Origin of the sequence: Microcoleus sp. T3_D1 (assembly GCF_036700405.1) — a bacterium.
Classification (GTDB): Bacteria; Cyanobacteriota; Cyanobacteriia; order Cyanobacteriales; family Microcoleaceae; genus Microcoleus.
The window spans coordinates 31,382-51,780 of sequence record NZ_JAUBOV010000006.1 but is presented as its reverse complement, the minus strand read 5'-3'; the positions used below and the strand labels follow the sequence as shown (position 1 = coordinate 51,780).

12 protein-coding genes are annotated in these 20,399 nt (G+C 46.4%); 7 read left to right on the top strand and 5 right to left on the bottom strand.

The annotated features are described in order from the left end of the window. Positions 1–186: 186 nt before the first annotated feature. Positions 187–3,402, bottom strand: a complete 3,216-nt coding sequence (locus tag QT992_RS04830; protein ID WP_333376641.1) for a glycosyltransferase — start codon at positions 3,400–3,402, stop codon at positions 187–189. A gap of 190 nt (positions 3,403–3,592) precedes the next feature. Between QT992_RS04830 and cobA the strand changes: the two genes are divergently transcribed. The 6 genes from cobA (at position 3,593) to QT992_RS04800 (ending at position 9,134) form a co-directional block, all read left to right on the top strand. Continuing rightward, the gene (gene cobA, locus QT992_RS04825) at positions 3,593–5,179 is read left to right on the top strand and encodes a uroporphyrinogen-III C-methyltransferase (protein ID WP_333376639.1); all 1,587 of its coding nucleotides are present in this window, start codon (positions 3,593–3,595) and stop codon (positions 5,177–5,179) included. A 35-nt stretch (positions 5,180–5,214) separates the two neighbouring features. Next, the gene (locus tag QT992_RS04820; protein WP_333338293.1) at positions 5,215–5,406 is read left to right on the top strand and encodes a DUF2281 domain-containing protein; all 192 of its coding nucleotides are present in this window, start codon (positions 5,215–5,217) and stop codon (positions 5,404–5,406) included. Positions 5,407–5,493: 87 nt separating this feature from the next. After that, positions 5,494–5,778, top strand: a complete 285-nt coding sequence (locus tag QT992_RS04815) for a type II toxin-antitoxin system death-on-curing family toxin (protein WP_333338295.1) — start codon at positions 5,494–5,496, stop codon at positions 5,776–5,778. A 233-nt stretch (positions 5,779–6,011) separates the two neighbouring features. Continuing rightward, positions 6,012–7,202, top strand: a complete 1,191-nt coding sequence (locus QT992_RS04810; RefSeq protein WP_333338298.1) for a tetratricopeptide repeat-containing serine protease family protein — start codon at positions 6,012–6,014, stop codon at positions 7,200–7,202. A 93-nt stretch (positions 7,203–7,295) separates the two neighbouring features. Further along, positions 7,296–8,468 (top strand): tetratricopeptide repeat-containing serine protease family protein, encoded by a 1,173-nt coding sequence (locus QT992_RS04805; protein ID WP_333315763.1) that lies wholly within the window; start codon positions 7,296–7,298, stop codon positions 8,466–8,468. A gap of 87 nt (positions 8,469–8,555) precedes the next feature. Beyond that, positions 8,556–9,134 (top strand): Uma2 family endonuclease, encoded by a 579-nt coding sequence (locus QT992_RS04800; protein ID WP_333315762.1) that lies wholly within the window; start codon positions 8,556–8,558, stop codon positions 9,132–9,134. Positions 9,135–9,299: 165 nt separating this feature from the next. On the opposite strand, the gene QT992_RS04795 is transcribed toward QT992_RS04800, so the two are convergent. The 4 genes from QT992_RS04795 to QT992_RS04780 form a co-directional block, all read right to left on the bottom strand. Continuing rightward, on the bottom strand, positions 9,300–12,326 hold the full coding sequence (locus QT992_RS04795) for a PAS domain S-box protein (RefSeq protein ID WP_333338301.1): 3,027 nt from the start codon (positions 12,324–12,326) through the stop codon (positions 9,300–9,302). A 737-nt stretch (positions 12,327–13,063) separates the two neighbouring features. Next, the gene (locus QT992_RS04790; RefSeq protein WP_333315760.1) at positions 13,064–13,213 is read right to left on the bottom strand and encodes a hypothetical protein; all 150 of its coding nucleotides are present in this window, start codon (positions 13,211–13,213) and stop codon (positions 13,064–13,066) included. A gap of 190 nt (positions 13,214–13,403) precedes the next feature. Beyond that, positions 13,404–13,556: a hypothetical protein gene (locus QT992_RS04785; RefSeq protein ID WP_333315759.1), complete on the bottom strand. Its 153-nt coding sequence runs from the start codon at positions 13,554–13,556 to the stop codon at positions 13,404–13,406. A 170-nt stretch (positions 13,557–13,726) separates the two neighbouring features. After that, positions 13,727–18,871: a CHAT domain-containing protein gene (locus QT992_RS04780; protein ID WP_333376637.1), complete on the bottom strand. Its 5,145-nt coding sequence runs from the start codon at positions 18,869–18,871 to the stop codon at positions 13,727–13,729. A gap of 205 nt (positions 18,872–19,076) precedes the next feature. Here QT992_RS04780 and coaE point away from each other — a divergent pair, with 205 nt between their 5' ends. Further along, positions 19,077–19,808 (top strand): dephospho-CoA kinase, encoded by a 732-nt coding sequence (coaE, locus tag QT992_RS04775; protein WP_333338307.1) that lies wholly within the window; start codon positions 19,077–19,079, stop codon positions 19,806–19,808. Positions 19,809–20,399: the final 591 nt, after the last annotated feature.

Genomic DNA, 20,399 nt, shown 5'->3' with positions numbered 1-20,399 from the left:
TAGAATTCCCTCCTCCACAAACAAAGTTTGTTTTTGTGGACTAAATAATAAAGAATCATATCATGTCCGATCGCCCATAATACAATTGCCGGGGCGGGTTTGTGAGATTGTCCGTTTTTGGCAAATATTATTTGGTGAACCCGCCCCTACAGGAATCAGGGTAATCGACCGGACATGATATCAAGATTAACTTGCGATTAGTTCCAATAGCTTTTCAGCATTATTCACGCTTTCCATATCGTAAAGTTCCCGGTTGTAACAAACAATTTGTGCTACCAATTTTTGATGATATTGCTGAGCTTTTGCCAACATAGAACCCTGGGAACGCCGATAATTGACAACTACTTCTCTCGTTCCCAAAAATGGAATATTGTGCTTGTGGCAGTTAACCCAAAACTCCCAATCTTCGTAACCTTCCTTCATCCCCACTTTGTACCCCCTGACCAAATCCAAAATAGATTTGTGATAGAGTGAAGACGGGTGAATCATGTTAGATTGCTTGATATTTTCGGGAGAATACAAGTCGTAACTGGGTACTATGCGATTTTCAGTGCCAAACATTTGATAAGAACCAAATGCTACGCAAGGTGCATTTGATTTTAAGCATATTTCTAAAAGGTCAGTCAAGGCGTTTTCAGCTAGGATATCATCGGCATCTAAAGGCATAATGTATTCACCTTTTGCGGCGGCTATGCCCGCATTTCTAGCACTTGAAAGCCCTTGATTTGTTTGTTCTACAAGCCTAATTTGATGCTGGGGATTTGTTGCGATCGCATTTTTTGCTACGGTACTGGTAGTATCTAAACTGCCGTCATTGACAACGATTATTTCCCAATTTTTATAGCTTTGAGCGAGCACACTGTCGATTGCTTGCTGCAAAAAATGAGATTGATTGTAGCAGGGAATAATCACAGATATTAAAGGCCCCTCTTCCAACTGCGGTGCTGCAACTTTTTTAACGTTTTCTGAATGTAATTTTTGGGCGGAATTTCTAGCAGCTTGCAAGCTATAAAAATAAATCTTGGGATGGACGATCGCTAATTGATTCAGATCGGTATTTTGATATTCATTTACTAACCTCGGATATGCCGGCAAGTATTCTTGTTTAACAAAAATCAAGATATTCTGAGCGTACCAAGGCTCTACTTTGTCATTGTTCCATATTTTTTTTCTCAACCCGTCAATAACTGCATAGCCGTTTTTCTGAAAGTAATAAACCCAATATTCTGGCCACTGTTCGTTAACGTGTTCGACGCCTCCTTGAAATGGTATCGCAGCAGAAAACAGAATCACTGGTGCTAGTTGAGTGAGAGAATTAACAAAGTTTTCGGCACAGGTAGCCGGCAAATGTTCGGCAACTTCCAGAGAAATTGCTAAGTCAAACTTTCTGTTTATTTGCAGCGGTTGCTTTAAATCGGCGGATTGGAACTGATTTAAAGGAATTTGTAAAAGAGTGCGATCGACATAATCGCCATCTATTCCCAAACAATCAGCAATTCCCAACTTGTGAAAAGCAGCTAACCAACTTCCCGTACCGCAGCCCACATCTACCACACTTTTAGGTAAAATGGGTTGCAGCAAGTCTAACAGCAGGGGAATAATTTCTCTAGCAGAAGTGCGAGTTCCTTCTCCGATTAATTGGTAAAAATCTCTTGTATAAGATGACTGTTGGTTTTGATGAGTTTGGCGGCCTGTTTGAGAATTAATTGCCTCTAAACTGCTAATATTGTAACCGTGCAAATGGGCTGGCAACTGCCAGTAAATATTGGGGTCTGGTTGATGTTTTACTGGCTCGACATTGCCCCGCCAAGCAGCCCCCATAATTTGCATTGTTTGATATACTACCGTTTGCCATCCCCTTTGCTTCAAGTAATCTAAACCTTTACCAACATCGGGCGCTGTTAAGTCGTGAAATAAAATTATTGCATCTTCCTCAGCCAATTTTTCACACGCAATGGCATCATTGAACGGCCCATCACCTCCGTGTTCTCCGTCAATAAAAATTAACGACCATTTGCGGTTGAATTGAGCGGAAAATTCTTCGACTCTTTGGGGGCTGTAGCCCGGTATTAGCTCGACTGATGTTTGAACGCCCGACGCATTTAGAGCACCTTGAATTGAGTCTATTACGCTTTGTCTAATGTCCTCTCTTTCTAACAACGGATCGACCACATCTAATGCAACTCCTGCGAGTGCTAAATGACAGGCTGACCAACCCAGCCAACAGCCTATTTCTAATGCTTTTTTCCCTTTGAATTGCAGAGCAGTATTGTAAAGAATATGTGCTTCGTCGCGACTGAGAAATCCGACTGAATTAGCACGGCGATCGACATACCAATTGTGCTTGATTTCCCGGCGCAAATAAGGCCACGGACAAGTCTGAGTATCCCCAATAATCATGTTGGGAAAGTACGCATCTGGGAGAACAACTTTCAATCCGGGCGAGACATAATCTCCGGCGGGCAGCAAAGTATTGTTTGTAATTTCAGATAACGGCGGTAATGTCATTTTTTTTGGTATTAAATTAGGAGAGTTGGGCTTTTTTTTCGGTTGGTAACGGAGACTAATTTCTATTTGATTTCCGTCCGTTGTTGCTAAGTTTACCAAGTCGTGTTTGTGACCAGTCATGTGCAGAATGCCGATCGCCTCCTGTGGCAAATACGGCTCCACAAAACAGCCTCGCTGCTTGTCCCAAACGGGCAAACCAAAGTTGCAGCTCCAGTTGCACCGAGCCGGCAGCATCTCTGTTTTGTCAAACATTTCAGTGCCGTAAACTAACCGATTTAAAGCTATTTGGTCGGTCATTAAAGAAACGTGCTGCTGCAATCCTTGCTCCAGATATTCTGCCCAAATTTCCCAATGGGGGGCGTCTTTTTGCAGCGCGAAAATACCTGCATTTATGGTTGGATAGCTGTGCAACCGTTCGGCTACTTCTTCGCCAAAAGCGGCCTGATAATCGCGGTAAACAAATTGCCAGTACCAAGGCAGTTTGCCGTAAGCTAAATAATAACCCCGGTCGAGTTCTGCAACAACTCCTAAACCGCGTTTAGCCGCGCCTTTAACTAACAGTTCAACAGCTTGCCAATCTTGCACCCAAGCATCGGCATCTATCCAAAGGTAGATGTCAAAATTGGGAAAATATCGACGGAGAAACGGACGCGCTAAAAGTCCTTTGAGATAGTGAGGGGCTTCATTTTGGCCAGGAAAGTCAAAGTCCCAATCGGGCTTTTGAATAATATTAACTTGTGTTTTTAACCACTGCAACTGTTCGGGAGTGCAGCCGAGATCGAAAAAGCCGATCGCCACATTTTCACCCTCTGGTTGTTCCCGCACCGATAAAATAGTACCTTGCACCAATTCAAAGTAATTTGCATCGGCCGCCGTGATGATGATAATCTGCATAAATAGTAACGGGTGCATCTCGTTGGGTGGGGGCGGGTTTATTTAACCTGTTTGCACCGTTGAGGGGAAGGGGTGAACCCGCCCCTACAGGCTGCTTGAAAAGTCTGATTAAATTATAGGGTAGAGTAGGGTGCGCCGAAGCACCGCAATATTCATAAAACTATACTATCGAGACGATCGAGGAGGAATTGTGAAAAACCACAAAGGGAAAGTTTATCTAGTCGGTGCGGGGCCCGGAGATTGTAACTTGATGACGGTGCGATCGCACAAACTGCTATCCCAAGCCGAAGTCTTAATCTACGATGCTCTCATCGACATCCCGCAACTCGAATTAATCCCAGCAACTTGTCGAAAAATCGAAGTTGGTAAACGCGGCGGCAAACCTTCCACCCAGCAGCAAGAAATTAACCGTTTGCTGGTCGAAAATTGCCAACTAGGAAAACAAGTGATCCGCTTAAAAAGCGGCGATCCGTTTATTTTTGGTCGTTCCAGTTCCGAAATTCAAGCATTAATCACAGCGGGCTGCGAGTTTGAAGTAATACCCGGAATTTCCTCCGCCTTAGCCGCACCTTTACTAGCAGGAATTCCCCTCACAGATCCGGTAATGAGCCGCTGTTTTGCAGTGATGAGCGCCCATGAACCCGATGCTTTGGAATGGGAAGCATTAGTGCAGATAGAAACTTTGGTAATATTGATGGGAGGGCGCAATTTAAGCGAGATAATTTGGCAATTGCAAAAGCACGGACGATCTACCGAAACTCCGATCGCCATTATCCGAGATTGCGGCCGCCCCGAACAGCAAATTTGGCTCGGCACTCTCTCCAACATTGTACAGCAAACAGCAGGTCAATCTCTGTCGCCTTGCGTGACCGTAATTGGGGAAGTAGTTAGATTGCGCGAATATTTAATCCAGCCAGAAAGCACAAATATGATCGATACATCAGTCACCATTAATAACAGCAAATTGCCGCTAGCAGGAAAAACCATTTTAGTCACGCGATCGGTTTCTCAGTCGGCTGAATTTAGCGATCGACTCCAGCAACAAGGAGCCCGCGTCATCGAAATGCCCGCCTTAGTAATTGGGCCGCCGTCCACTTGGGAACCATTAGACAGTGCGATCGCACAATTGTCAAGCTTTCACTGGTTAATTCTCACTTCCCACAACGCTGTAGACTGCTTTTTTCAACGATTACAAGCAAAAGGCAAAGACGCCCGCAGCTTGTTTGGCATTAAAATAGCAGTAGTTGGTAAAAAAACCGCAGAAAGTTTGCGATCGCACTCTCTACAACCCGACTTTATTCCCCCCAACTTTATCGCCGATTCCCTAGTCGAGAACTTCCCCTGGCAGGGCGGGCACGGGGGCACCGCCCCTACAAACTGCAAAATCCTATTTCCGAGAGTAGAAAGCGGCGGCAGAGAAGTTTTAGTTAAAGAATTCACCGCCAAAGGAGCGCAAGTAATAGAAGTGCCAGCTTACCAATCTTGCTGTCCCGAAACAATCGATCCGATCGCCCTATCCGCACTCCAAAACCAAGCCGTAAATATCATAACCTTTGCCAGTTCCAAAACCGTGCATAACTTTTGCAATCTCCTCGAAAAAAGCCCAGACTTATCCCTGTCTAAGGATTGGTTGGAAAGCGTTTGCATCGCATCCATCGGCCCTGAAACTTCCAAAAGCTGTCAGAAATTATTGGGTAAGTTAGACGTAGAAGCCAAAGAGTATACCTTAGATGGATTGACTGAGGCGATCGTTGAATGGGCACAAGCGAGGTTGTAAAAGAGTTGTACGATCATCATTAGGAGGAAAGAAACATGACCGCAAAAGACCAACTTCTTCAAGAACTCGACCAATTACCAGAACCCTTGCTGCTGAAAGTGCTTGAATTTGTCCGTTCCTTAAAGACTGAAGAAGAACAACAAAAACTCGAAGCCAAAGCATGGCAAGCCTATCTAGATTCAGAACGCGAAAGAAAGGAGGTTTACCGTCGCCTTGCCAACTCCTAATTTTGTCAGCAAAAGTATGGTTTTAAGTATCCACGCCAGACAGATAGAGAGATTTGGTGGCACTCCCGGCGTTAGAGATGAAGGCTGTTGGAGTCGGCTTTTGCTCAGCCACAAGCAACTTTTGGCGGGAATTTTTTGCATCCCACAATTAGCGAACAAGCTGCTGCTTATCTTTATCACATACCGATGAATCATCCGTTTATTGATGGTAACAAGCGATCGGCTTTTGCAGTGACAGATACCTTTTTGCGTTTGAATAATTGCGCTCTGAATTTGACGGACGATCGAGCCTATGATTTAGTCATGCGAGTCGCGCGGGGAACCATGACTAAGGAAGAATTAAGCACCGAGTTCGCGTCATGTATTGTTTAGTTTTAATAAGTAAGTTGGGCAGCCTTCATTGAGGTTAAGTAAGGTGCGCCCATAAGCACCCTACAGCGAAAAAGGGAATCGAGGAACAAAAAAGCGAGTAAAATTATCACTAAAGAACAAAGCCGAGATCCTTTGCGTCAAATAAGTAATAAAACTAAACAGAAAAAAGCACAAACCGCCGATCGCCCTTCCTCCACCAAATCCCGCTACCCAGCTACAAATTAGCAATCGCCATGAATATAAATTTTTCTCGTTACGACACCTTAACCACCCTGCTAGCAGGAACTACCGCAGCCTTAACCATAGTCATCAGTCAGCCCGCGATCGCCAAAACCCCCCAAGAAGTCGCCAGCATTGCCGGGCCGCTGACAGTACAAATTAATAGTTCCCTCGGAGACGGTTCTGGCGTAATTATTGCCAAAAACGGCAAAACTTACACAGTTTTAACAGTCAATCACGTCGTAGAAAAAGCAGACGTGAAATACACCGTTCGCACGTCTCAAGGCAAAAACTATCAAGCAACCTCCGTCACCCGTTTGCAAACCGCCGAAACTGACCCGGATTTAGCCGTAGTCAAATTTGAAAGCCCCGAAGAATATCCAGTCGCGACGATCGCAGATTCCGATCAAGCCGTCATCGGCAGTCAAATCTTCGTTTACGGCTATCCCGCTACGGGCGGACTTTTCGGCGCCCAACGAGAACCAGAGCTCTCTCCGGGACTCGTTACCAGCCGCCCCAGCAACCGCCCGGAAGGTTACACTTTGCGGTATCAGGCCGTAACCTGGAGTGGCATGAGTGGCGGCCCAGTTTTTGACTCCGAAGGCCGAGTTATCGGTTTACACGGACAAGGGGAATTCGGTTTCGCGCAAACGAGTTCCGGCGAAGTCGCCCCGATTAAAACCGGATTTAATGCAGCAGTTCCCATCAATACATTTATCGCGAAGCTAGTGGCGGCGGGAATCAACAAATCCGAGTTGAAAGTAGACAATACTCCCGCAACGACCGGCCCCGTATCCACCGCCAATCCGCAAGACGCCCAAGCCTATTATTTTCGAGGACTTTCGCTGTTAGATCAAGGAGATGCTTGGGAGGCGATCGCCGATTTCAACAGAGCACTCGCTTTCAAGCCCACATATACCCCTGAATTGTATTTTAATATCGGTAATGCCCGCACTTTCATGACCGCCAGCGCGCCCCTACTCGGTCCCACTCGCGGTTCCAATGCTATTCAAGCATACACGCTGGCGATCGAAGCCAATCCCGGTTTTGCCGACGCTTACTACAACCGAGCTTTAGCTTACCTGGACAACCAAGACCAACCGAAAGCAATTGCCGACTTTCAAAAAGCAGCAGAACTTTACAAGCAAGGCGGCCGAACCAGCGCCTATCAAGACGCAATTAACAGACTCCAACAGTTGCAATAAACTTACCCTTTAAGAGTTCAAACATCAAAATGAAGCTATTCATTTTGATGTTTGAATTTCCAACTAGGGTAATTAATATAATCAGCAACTACCATGAACGTAAATTTTTCCCGTTTCGACACCTTAACCACCTTGCTAGCAGGGACTACGGCTGCCCTAACCATAATCATCAGTCAGCCCGCGATCGCCAAAACCCCCCAAGAAGTCGCCAGCATTGCCGGGCCGCTGACAGTACAAATTAACAGTTCCCTAGGAGACGGTTCTGGCGTAATTATTGCCAAAAAGGGCAAAACTTACACAGTTTTAACAGTCAACCACGTCGTCGAAAAACCCGATCTCAAATACACAGTTCGCACCTCCACAGGCAAAAACTATCAAGCAACCTCTGTCACCGGGCTGCAAACAGCCGAAACAGAGGCGGATTTAGCCGTAGTCAAATTTGAAAGCCCCGAAGAATATCCAGTCGCGACGATCGCAGATTCCGACACAGCCGTCATCGGCACTCAAATCTTCGTTTACGGCTATCCCGCTACGGGCGGACTTTTTGGCGCCCAACGAGAACCAGAACTCTCTCCCGGACTCGTTACCAGCCGCCCCGGCAACCGCCCGGAAGGTTACACTTTGCGGTATCAGGCCGTAACTTGGAGCGGCATGAGCGGCGGCCCAGTTTTTGACTCCGAAGGCCGAGTCATCGGTTTACACGGACAAGGGGAATTCGGTTTTGCTCAAACGAGTTCCGGCGAAGTCGCCCCGATTAAAACGGGATTTAATGCAGCAGTTCCGATCAATACTTTTATGGCGAAACTGGCGGCGGCGGGAATGAACAAATCCGATTTGAAAGTAGACAATTCTCCCCCCACCGCAGTTCCCCTATCCACCCTCAACCCAAAAGACGCTGAGGCCTTTTATTTTCGAGGACTGGTGCACTTAGATGAGGGATCTACTTTCGAGGCGATCGAGGATTTCAACAAAGCACTCTCTTTCAATCCCAACAACACCCCGGAATTGCATTTCAATATTGGTAATGCCATCACCATCGCCAGCACTCCCGATACACGCACTAACCCGATTCCAGCATACAGGCGGGCGATCGAAGCCAATCCCGGCTTTGCTGATGCCTACTACAACAGGGCTCTAGCCTACCTAGATCAAAAAAACAAACCGAAGGCAATTGCCGACTTTCAAAAAGCGGCAGAACTTTACAAACAAGGCGGAAGAACCAGCGCCTATCAAGACGCGCTCAACAGAATCAAGCAATTGCAGTAAAATTAGAAGTTAAGAATTAAGAATTAAAAATGACTAATCCCATTTTTAATTCTTAATCAAGTTCATAAAAACAGCAGGTAAATAACAATGACTGCTATCACCTTAAACCTCAATTCCTTCATCAAACTAACTTCAGAACAGTTTTATCAACTGTGCGAAGAAAACCCCGATTTGAAACTCGAACGCAACGCCAACGGAGAATTAATTGTCATGCCGCCAACCGGAGGAGAAACAGGGAAACGCAACTTAACAGCAGGCGCTCAACTCTGGACGTGGAACGAACAAACCGAACTCGGTGAAGCCTTTGATTCCTCAACAGGATTTACTCTGCCTAATAAAGCCGATCGATCTCCCGATGCGTCTTGGGTAGAAAAATCCCGCTGGTCAGCTTTGACACCTCAACAAAGAGAAAAATTCATCCCGCTTTGTCCCGATTTTGTCCTTGAATTAGTCTCGCCCAGCGACAGTTTGAAAAAGACTCAGGAAAAAATGCAAGAGTATATGGAAAATGGCTGCCGTTTGGGTTGGCTGATTAACCGCAAAAAACGCGAAGTTGAAATTTATCGCCCCGGTCAAGATGTGGAAGTTTTACAATCTCCTCTCACCCTTTCTGGGGAAAATGTTTTACCGGGATTTGTTCTCAATTTGCAAAAAATTTGGAATTAGCAGAATTCACTGATGAACCGTTGAAACCCTTATTTAAGCGTTGGTTTACGGCTGCGGAGCCTTTAATGTACCCGCAGCAAACCAAGCGGGTAAAGAGATTGGGAATTATTCGAGATATAGCCACTCCTTACAGCACTATAGCTTCTTTGTCCTTAAACTCGATAACTAAACTGGATTCGGGAGCAGAGGTCGAATTAAATCCATAATTTGGTCATACTTAAAGTTATTGAGAGAATCAATTAGCGAACTGGAAAGGGTTGATTTAGATGGGGGAATTTGTTTGATTAGCTCGTTCATGACTTCAGGATCAACATAGTAGGCAGCTTGATACATTTGTTCTAACCACTGAGAGGACATCACGGCTAAATCTTCTGGAGATAAAGAATCAACCAATAGTTTTTGGGAATCTTTTCCTACAACTGTGTAGATGTACTCTACTCCCAAGTGTTGAGCGAGTTTGTCAAAGACTATCCGTTCCTGAAATGGCTTGCTGATAAAGTCGTCACAACCAGCCATAAGAGCTTTCTCTCGCTCTTCTTCAAAAGCACTGGCAGTTAAAGCAATAATGACAGTCTCTTGTCCCTGAGAGTGTTCTCTAATGCGTTTGGTAGCTGTGTAGCCATCCACGATCGGCATTCGTAGATCCATCCAAATCAGGTGTGGGGACCAACTTTCCCACAGCGATAGTGCTTCAACTCCCTGTGTTGCTTCGCGCACCTCAAAACCGACTGAGGTAAGGAGTTTGACCAATAAGCGGCGATTTTCCTCTACATCTTCAACCACAAGGATGCGGTAAGTTGGTTGTCCTAGAGCTATACCAATCACTCTTTGTTTAAGCAATTCTGAAGCAAGGCAGACTGTTTGAGGTAACTTTACCCCAAGTTCAAAGTAAAAAATGCTGCCCTGATTCAATGTGCTTTGAACCCGAATCTGACTACCCATGAGTTGGACAAATCTTTGGCTGATAGCTAGACCTAGACCAGTACCTTGATTCAATTTATTCCCAGCTTCAGCTTGCACGAACGCCTTAAATAAGCCCTCAACTTCTGTTGGAGCAATTCCCACTCCAGTATCCTCAATTTCAAAATATAGGCGACAGGACGTTTGGTCGCTCTGTTCCGATCTTAGTCGTAAGGTGACGCTTCCTTGATTAGTAAACTTAATCGCATTACCGAGCAGATTGAGTAAGACTTGATACAGTTTTTTCTCATCGCTATGCACAAAATTGGGCAGATGGGGGTCTCGCTCGACAATTAGTTTCAATCCTTTCGATTTGGCTTTAATTTGCAACATTTCTTCAAGAGAAATCAGCAAAAATTTGAGGTCAAAGTCAGAAAGAGAGAGTGTCATCTGTCCGCTCTCAATTTTGGATAAATCTAAAATGTCGTTAATCAATTCCAATAAATGTTCCCCGCTACGATTGACGATCGCCAAATCTTGTTGGAGTTCGGGAGTCAGAACAGGATCGTAACTCATCAATTGCGTAAATCCCAAAATAGCATTGAGAGGAGTACGCAGTTCGTGGCTCATATTGGACAGGAACATACTTTTGGCTCGGTTTGCTGTTTCTGCTGCTTCTTTAGCTTGCTGAAGTTCCAACTCGGCTTGTTTGCGATCGCTAATGTCAATTAAATATCCCAAGATTTCCACTGGTCTACCTGCACTATCTCGAATTAGCCTGAGTTGACCGAGTATCCAGCGATAAACGCCATCTGAGCGACGAAGACGGTATTCATGGAAATAAAAATCATTGACGAATAGATTCTCTAAGCCATTAAGCACTCGTTCTAAATCATCTGGGTGTAAGTTATGCACCCAAAATTCAGAATTTTCTAAAAAAGTAATGCTTTCATAGCCCAATACATCTTTGACATTTTCGCTGATGAACGTTGCTGGATAATCGCCATCAGGTTGACTGCTAAAAATAACGACGGGGCTGTAGTTCAGGAGAAAGTTGAGGCGATTTGTGGTAGCTTGCAAAGCTTGCTCAGCTTGTTTGAGTTCTGTCACATCCTCCTGAACGGCAACATATACAGTTCCGTATTCAGGATGCTCAAACCTGGATGTATGAACTCTGCACCAAAAGAGAGTTCCATCTTTTTTCTTATTGTAGACTTCATATTTGGCTTCTCCGTTCTGATTGATTTGAGTGACAATATCTAGAAAACTTGCGTCTGGTGTTACCTCTGTATCGATATAATTCAAGACACCAACGGGTTGACCTGCGAGTTCGCCATTTGTGTAGCCAAACATAGCGTCAAATTTGGGATTGGTGTAGACGATCGTGAAATCTGAGGCTTTAATTAAACACACTCCACCTGCCATGTTATTCATAATAACACTCTGAAGCTCTAGCGTCTTTTGAGCTTCTTTGCGAGGGGTGATGTCTTGGATTTGAGCAATAAAATGCCGTGATTTTCCCTGTTCATCTTGTACTAGCGAGCCATCCAGAAGAATCCAAATTATATGTCCTTGTTTATGGAAATACCGTTTTTCCAGTTGGTAAGTTGAAATGGTTCCTGCTAAGAGTTTATCTCTATAACTAATATCCCCGTCTAAATCATCAGGATGGGTAATGTCTTGGAAAGTTAACGATAACAACTCTTCTGAGGAGTAGCCAATAATCTGACATAAGGCAGGATTGACTTTAACCCAGTGCCCATCAAGTGAAACGATCGCCATTCCAATTGACGCATTTTCAAACGCATTGCGAAACTGCTCTTCACTGTTTCGTAATGCCACCTCAACTTGTTTGCGTTCGTTTTCAGCCCGCTTGCGATCGTTGATCTCCTTCTCTAAGGCTTGATTTGTCGTAATAAGTTGAGCTGGACTAGGTAAAGCTAAGGCTGATGGAATTAACAAGACTAGCTCAGATGCAGTATATATAGAAATCAGAGCAGTAATAGCTTTAAGTCCTCCCGAAAGCCAATAAGTAGGAAACCAAAGCGTCCAAATTTCCATGATATGAGTTGTACCACAGGCAATTATGAAGGCGCAAAACAGAAAAAATACTTTCTGAAATGGAATATCTGGGCGCTGTCGCACAAAGTAGATTAGCATGATTGGGATGGAGTAGTAAGCTAAAGCAATTAAACCATCGGATAAAATATGTAATCCTACTAAGTTTGTTTGCCAGAGATAGCAGTGACCATGAGGAATGAATCCTGCCGTCTCAAAAAATTGTGTAATCATACCTAACCTGCATTATTGATGAGTGCTGAAGTGCTTAGCGATTTAGTTCTGCCATTGCCCGCTTCATCGTCGAAGTTTTACCGGGAAAACCAGTTTTGAGTAGGGAGATGTCAAATTGCCAACCTAGCAGCACGAGACATCCGATCGCAATGACGAGTAGACTTGCCCTTTAAGAAATGTGCTTGTTCATAAATCGGCTGCTTGGGTTGAAAAAAGGTTCTCCTAATGTTACCCGAAACGAAGAAGGGCAACCACAGGGAGATTATCCCTACCTCAACAAGTCAGATTTTGTAGGGGCTGTGCCAGCGTGCCAGTCCTCGAACTCTGCTCACGCAGGACTTCTTTGTGCCTAAAGTGAGTTTCTAACCTAATAATTCAACTATACTCTTATTTATAGGGTTATATTACTCTGACCAAAAACTATAGAAAGGAGTAGGATTCTCGATACAAGTAGCGATAGAGTTAGCGATCGAAACTTTTTGATTGAATTATCATAATTTATCTGGGCTAAAAGTTTTTAGTAAAGACTTGTATACGCTCAATATTTCTGGCGCTAGCAGTCTAGTTGTTTGAAATTTTTCGGGTTCCATTTTATCCAGTTTTCGATGTTGAGGTCGCGGTTTCTAGTGTGAGTTACCGCACTTTTTTAGGTATTCCCATCCTCCGAGTTTTGCGATTTGTTCTCTCCCGGTTTTTTTGCCATCCATAATGCAATTTTTAGCCGACTCGCCTCTGCCTCAATCGGGCGATTCTCCTTTGAGACTTAAACGCACTACTTCTAATTGTTCTGCCTTGAGCAAAACATGGCTGGGACGTTTTTTAGAGGCTGCTTTTTGAGATGAATCGCTCTCTTTCCGTGCTGATTGTAGCTCTTGACTATTTCTCACTTCATAATCATAATTAATTCCGATTACCGCTGCTTCTTTAATAGTCCAGGAGAGGGCAATTAACCTGACGTAATTGCCAGCGACGCGCTGCTATCGGGTTAGTTGCCGAACTCTGGACGATGCTTGAGTTCGGAGTCGCTCAAGTAAGGTTCTAGATGTGCTACTATGCCTCATCTTTTTGTTTGAACTATTAACTGAGGAACACGATTGTAGCTCCTTTCCTCACCTGCCCAGATATCGATCGCCCGCCCAAATATCGATCGTCCGCCCATGTCTCGCCCGCCCAGAGCTCGATCGCCCGAAACGTCCTGCCTGATATCAAACAGTTTTGAAGCTTAACCATACCCTGATTCCATCAGCCATTAACGATCGCTGGCGAACAAGCAGGTGCGGGCTGAGTTTCTTTTCGCCATCATAAAAAAGGGGGTAAGTAACCCGGATTTGGTATTAGTCATGAGTCATGAGCCATTAGTCATGAGTGAGTTTGGCCGATCGCACCCTCGGACTTCAGAATTACCAAGGCGAACCGATCATGGTAAAAGCAGCCCAATAATAAGGATGCGAGAAATTTCGATCGCCCCTGGCAGTCAACTCCGACGGCAAAGGCAGAGCTTGATTGTTGCCCGATCGTACCAAATAACCATCTTGCAACCGCGCTTCGCCCCGCAACATCGCCAACTGCGCTTGCCGCAAAGCCTCAGCCTTAATCGGCGCTGTACGCAACTCCTGGTAAAACTCAGTCATCAGCCCCAAAGTAGCGACATCGCTGACATACCACAAACTCGCCAAAGCTGATTTTACCCCCGCGTGCACCGCCAACCCTGCAAACCCCAACTCAGCTTGTTCGTCCCCCACCGCCGTAGTACACGCACTCAAAACCAACAACTCCACCTGCGGGTTAGATAACTTCAACTGATCCAACTGATCCAACCGCAACTTAGTATCCCAAAACTGAATGTAAGAATTTTGGGCTCCCCCAGGCTGAAAATCGCCGTGAGTAGCTAAATGAATAATTTTGTATTGCGGTTGATTGCGCTTCTGCTTCAAATTTGCCAAAGTAAAAGCTTCATTGAGAAAAGACGAACCCGGCCAAATCTTGCCCACAATTGTCGATATTTCCAGCGGCACCGCAGGCAAAGGATTTTGATCGTATTTTGCAGGAAAATTCGACGCACCCATCGCTAACACTTCAGAACCCTTAACATCGGCATAGCGAGTATCAGTTAAACTCAAACTCGGAATCAGCCCCAAACTGTACTTTTCTACCAAAAACTGCTTGCCGTCGTAAAGAGCAGCCAAAGGCAAAGTTCGCAAACCGACATCCATCGAAAACACCAAGGTGTCAATCTTGTTAGCCTCCAATTCCGGTTGCAGCGGTGCAATTAACCACTGGTAAAGTTCCTCGGCAGGTTCCTTGTAGTCAGCAGTATTCAATCTCCTGGGACTTCTGATAGCATTAGTGAATTTTTTAGCAACTTGCAGGACTGTCTCGCGGCTTGCAGGCACGCTTTTAAAAACATTTTTGCCGTCTGGCAATAACAACACAAGTTCTAAATGTTTTTCTTTCGCCCACACGTAAAGGATGGCGGGTTTAACCCCAGTCAACTGATTGACGCTGCTGAGAGTATCTCGAATACTTTGCTGCGTGACTGACTTTTCAGTGACAGTGCCCCCAAAGTAACGTTCAAATTCCCGGCCCTGAGTTCTATCCCTTTGCTGCACTGCGTCGATCGGATTTATGGGCGCGATCGAACTCGATCGAGAAATCTCAGGAACCCTCACATTCCCCATACTTTCTGCTGTTACCGCACTCGCCGGCTTCTGTGCAGTTGCCGCGCTACGGTTTTCTGTCGCTGCAGGCGCGGCAAAATTGTCTTGTAACACCGACGGCGACAGCACTACCGGGCCGGCCGCAGTCTGGTTCGACTGAGCCTCAACAAAGACAGCAGCAGGTTCTGGCGAGACATTTGCGTTAGTGCTCTTGGGCACCGGCGCTGCGGGGCCGATGCTCACCTGAGTCACAATTTGTTGAGAATTGGCTGTAGTTTTCAGTTCCACGCTGGTAGTTGGTGCCGGACTCGGCACGATCGCCAGCGATCCGATCGCAGTTGAGGAAGTGGCAGTGTTCGACTTCGAGCTTCCCGTCCCAACAGTCGCCGCCGTGCAGGTTCCCGACGGGCAAGTGCTTTGCAGCAGCGTCTGTGAACCCGATCGAGCCAGCCCCTCTGTAGAAATGCTGACCTGGGCACGCTCAGCAGCCGTTCCTGTTCCCGCAGCCCGAAACGCTCCCCCAGCCTCGATTGCCACATCGCCGCCCGTATTGCCGCGAGCTTTGATCGAAACAACTTCAACATCTTTCTGCCCGATAATTTGGCTCGAACCGGCACTTCCCGATTGCGAACTCGAATTGATCACCCCTGTAACGATCCGGCCTGGCGCCGCAATCGAAATATCTCCCCCGCTTCTGGCACCAAAAGCATCGATGTTGCCGGTTTCTACCGCACCGGCGCTGCGAATATTGATAGGCCCCGCCACCCCGGAAGTTGAGCGAGATGAAACCGTACCAGCAGTCAACTTGCCTTGACTGCTAGTGATGTTAATCCCCGCAATCGAGGTAACGTCTCCGACGGCTACTGTACCGCCCATCAGAGAGATGGTGGCGTTATCAGTGCCGACGATCGCACCCGTTCCCACGATCGCGCCGGTGCCCGACGGCGATTGAATCGTCGTCGGATCTTGAAATGTCACCGCTACTGGCGTTGAATTCGGCGTTGAATTGGGCGCTGGAGAACCAATCGAGATCGCACCGCTACCGTCAGAACGTCCGATCGCGATCGAAGCAAACCCATTGCGAAAAGTGTTCAATTCAGCAGCAGTCAAGTTCAGAGCTTCTGTATCGCCAGAACCTTGAATTATAATATTTTGACTGGGATCTGCCGGTTGCAGCACCAGATTGCCCTTGCTGGCGATCGAATTTTTGTCACCCGTCAAGTCAATTTCGTTGCCGGTTAAAGTAATATTTCCCGGTGTTTTCGAGCCGCCAGCTTCGATCGCGCCTGCCGTGACTCCATTGGGTCCCGTCAGCGTCACATTCCCCGCGCGATCGCCCCTCGTGTCGATCTGCCCTGCCGTCACCGTGCCCTGTGCGGTAACACTAACATCTCCCGCCGAATTGCGTATATCTTCGGAAGAATTGACAGAAGTGTTAATGGTGCGGGCAGTGCCAGTAACTAGCTGACCGGTTGTGACATTGCCTGCGGTGCTGACGATGCGAATTTCCTGATTGTTGGTAGTGATATTTCCGGTACGGATATTGCCGTCAGCTTTGAGAGTAATTGAGGCATTGTCTGCCCCTGTCAGGGAACTTGTGGTAGTGATTGTTCCCAAACCCGCTGGCGATTGAATAATTAGCGGATCGTAAAATGTGAAATCGTTGGCCATCAGAATTGAACCGATACCGTTGCTGCGGCCGATCGTAATTCCAGCAAACCCATTTTCCAAACTTCCGAGGTCGTTTGCCGTCAGATTCAAATAAATATTAGTGCCGACATCTCCAGAACCGCCGATCGCAATATTTTGACCGGGACTCCAAGGTTGCAGTACCAAAAAGCCAGTACCGCTGACTGAATTTTTGTCGCCTTTGAAATTAATTTCATTACCAGTCAAAGTAATGTTTCCAGAGCCCCCTGCTACGAAGCTCACTCCCAGAACATTTCGAGCCGTCACAGTTACATTACCCGCCGCTTCCGGGCCGCTGGCATCAAGTTTTTGGGCCGTTACGTTCAGGCCTTCGATCGCAATATTCCCGCTGCTGCCGGTGCTGGGATTGGATGAAGAAATATTGTTGGCAACAGTCGAACCCGGACTAATCAAACTAATATTTCCGCCGTTACTCGACAAATTGCCCGCAGTAATTTGACTTCCAGAAATGGCGATCGCACCGCCAGCCGTGCTAATTGTATCTCCAGAATTCATCGAAAAAGCACCCGCACCATTGCCATCGGCATCTGCTTTCAATGTTACCGAACCAGTAGTTGCTTGAAAGCTCAACTGATTGTCCGCCAAATCAGCAATTGTAATATCATTGAGCGCTTCGAGAACCACATTTGCAGTCGCCGACATACTTTCCAAAGCTGTAGCCGAAATTGTCAGCGAAGGCTCAGAATTGTTTTCCTGTCCTGGTGGCGTTCCTGTTGCCAAAATATTATTGTTGGCAATTATTTCCGCATCGCCCGCAGCTTCTGGGGAATCTGTAATGAAAATATTTTTAGGATCTAACAGCAAAGTCCCCAAACCGTTTGTCCCAGAGGTATCAACAGTACCGTTAAAAATCAATCTTTGCTTGCCCGAAACTTCCACAAACCCCCCAACCCCTGCGGTTCCCGTTGCAGAAACGCCATTTGCGCTGATGCTGCCCAAAAATGCTGTTGTGTTGTCAGCCCAGACAAAAACTCTGCCGCCGTTGCCTGATTCAGTTGCGTTGGCTGCGATCGAACTTTTGCCATCCACGTAAGTCATCCTGGCATTCGGCACAGTTCCCTCGCCTCGGTAATCTCCCCCGATCCGCACCGTTCCGCCGCCGTCCGGCCCCGAAGCCTCAATCTTCGCTCCAAACAGCCCTACCTTGTCGCCCAACACGTTGACGCTTCCTCCGACGCCCCCCCTGGCAGACACGTCCGCAGAACCCCCTACCAGCGCAGTTCCAGCCCCTCCAGGCACTGTTTGGCCGCCTGTCAGTACGACTTCACCTTGAGCGTTCGTAGTTATACCCGTAGCGTTTGCCACGCCGGGGCCCGAAAGCAGCCGAGGTAAACTCAGCGGAGAGAAGGGAACACCTTCGGAACCCGACACTCCGGCTGCTGGAGAAACTTCTAAACTCAGCAAAAGTCCGTTTTGACTCAACCGCACCAGATTTTTGCCCGGAACAGCCGCCACAGTAATTTGACCGCCTGGGGCTGAAAGTTGCCCTGTACTGATGACTGTACCGCCCAGCAAAGTCAAATTTTGCTCCGCGCCGACAGCCAAGTTACCGGCATTGACAATACTCGCCGGCTGTGTGCCAAAAACAAAAGCATTCGGCGTTCCGACGAGGGCCGCGAAGTCGATCGCCCCAGTACCGTTGAACCAGCCGTTGTCAAAACCGATACCGCTAGCGGTGGTAGCCAAAAAAGACCCGGACACATCGAGTCGGGCATTTGTTCCGAAGATAATGCCTGCGGGATTCATCAGCAACAAATTAGAATTGCCGCCGCTAACTTGAATTAGGCCGTTAATTAAGGAAGCGTCGCCCCCGACAACGCGGCCGAGGATATTTTTAACGCTGGGGTTGGAGATGAAATTGGCAGTTTCGCCAGCATTCAGGCCAAACCGAGTAAAACTGTGGAACAAATTTGCTCCGTCTCTGGATGTAGTGCCGCCTTGAATGTCGTAGCGAGGAGGCGACCCTGTACCTGGGGCGGTGACAGTGGTTCCGGTGCCGTCTGGGGCTGGAGTAATAGATTGTGCTGCAGCAATTTGAGAGTGGGGATAAATTGCCACGAGTACCCATCCGCTGCTATTTTCTTTGAGGAAAACCAGGTTGGGGAAAAAATCTAATATCAAAAATCCAGCAAGGGGAATTGCTGCCAGAATCGATCGCACAGCACGTTGAGCATTCATAAGTTTGCCTCGATCTAGACCTTAATTCGAGTTTAAAATTGAGATTTTAGGTAAAAAAGAGTCGATCGCACCCCTATCCTGACACTTCTTAACGCGAACTCTCGATCGCAAATCTTAAAATTTAAGTCTAAATTTGATTGTGTCACCAACATAGCAAAGACTGACAGTAAGTGTCGAAACACAGGAAGTTTAAACAGAGAAAATTATGAGCGATCTAATTGTCCGTCGGATCGGTTTAACTGGGGGCATCGCCACCGGTAAAACCGCCATATCTAATTATCTGGCAGATGCCTGTGGATTTCCGATTTTAGATGCCGATATTTACGCCCGCGAAGCTGTGAACCCCGGTTCGCCAATACTTGACTCTATTGTAAAACGATACGGCGCGGGTATTCTGCTCCCGGACGGCAATTTAAATCGGCCAGAGTTGGGAAGTATTATTTTTTGTAACGCAGACGAGCGGCAGTGGTTGGAACAACAGATTCACCCTTACGTGCGGCGCCGATTAGTTGAGGAAACTCAAAGCTGCATTGCTGCATCGAGTTTGGTATCCCAAGACACACAGGATTTAGGTACAAAGACTCAAGAAACCGGCTTGTTTCACCAAAAGCTAGAACCGAGTATTGTTGAAAAAAAACCCGGTTTCTCTGCCAAGGCTGACACGTTGACTTTGGTTTTGGTAGTGCCGCTGCTGTTTGAAGCTAACATGACTGACTTGTGTACCGAAATTTGGGTAGTGTACTGTTCACCCGAAGTGCAGTTAGAACGACTAATGCAGCGAGACGGCTTAAGTTACGATCGAGCTAATGCCCGCATTAACGCGCAGTTGCCGCTAGCTCAAAAGTGTCAACAAGCTGATGTTATTTTGGACAACTCGTCAACCCTCGACTCGCTATTCCAGCAGGTAGATGTGGAAGTCAGTCGCTGTGAGATTTGATATTTGAGATTGACTCCGCGATAGCGTTTTTAAAACCAGGTTTTTTAATTCCTGCGCGCCAGTTCGATTTGAGAGTTGAGATTTGAGATTGACTCCACGATTTTGTGAACGGGCTTTTTTTCCCCAACCGCTTTCGACTCCTCTTTCGGAGTGGCGCGTCAGCGCTCTTGTCACAAAGCCAGATCAGAAAAGATCAGAAAAAATAAAAGGTTCACAATTTATTTAAAAATACAATAGCAACCATTTATGAAGTTAATGTGAAAAATTAGGCATTGCCCCCTTTAAGGAATCTCATTCACCAAGATATTTATATGTAACGTGCTGATGGCGCGCCTGGGTACTCTCCTGTTGTGTCTTTAATCCCCGGGTTGCCGCTTCAACTCAATAAATTATCAAGTTAATCATAAAAGTAGTAAAACTTTACAATTGGCGGTTTTTGTTTCTTTCTTGGAAGACTGTTTCAAAAGGATTCCAGGGGCGATACCCTTTTAGATTTGAGATTTGAGATTTGGGAATAATTTATAACTACCAGGGTGGGGAATACGGGCATAGAAGAGTAGCATTCTTTTTTTTTGAACATGGTCTTGAGTT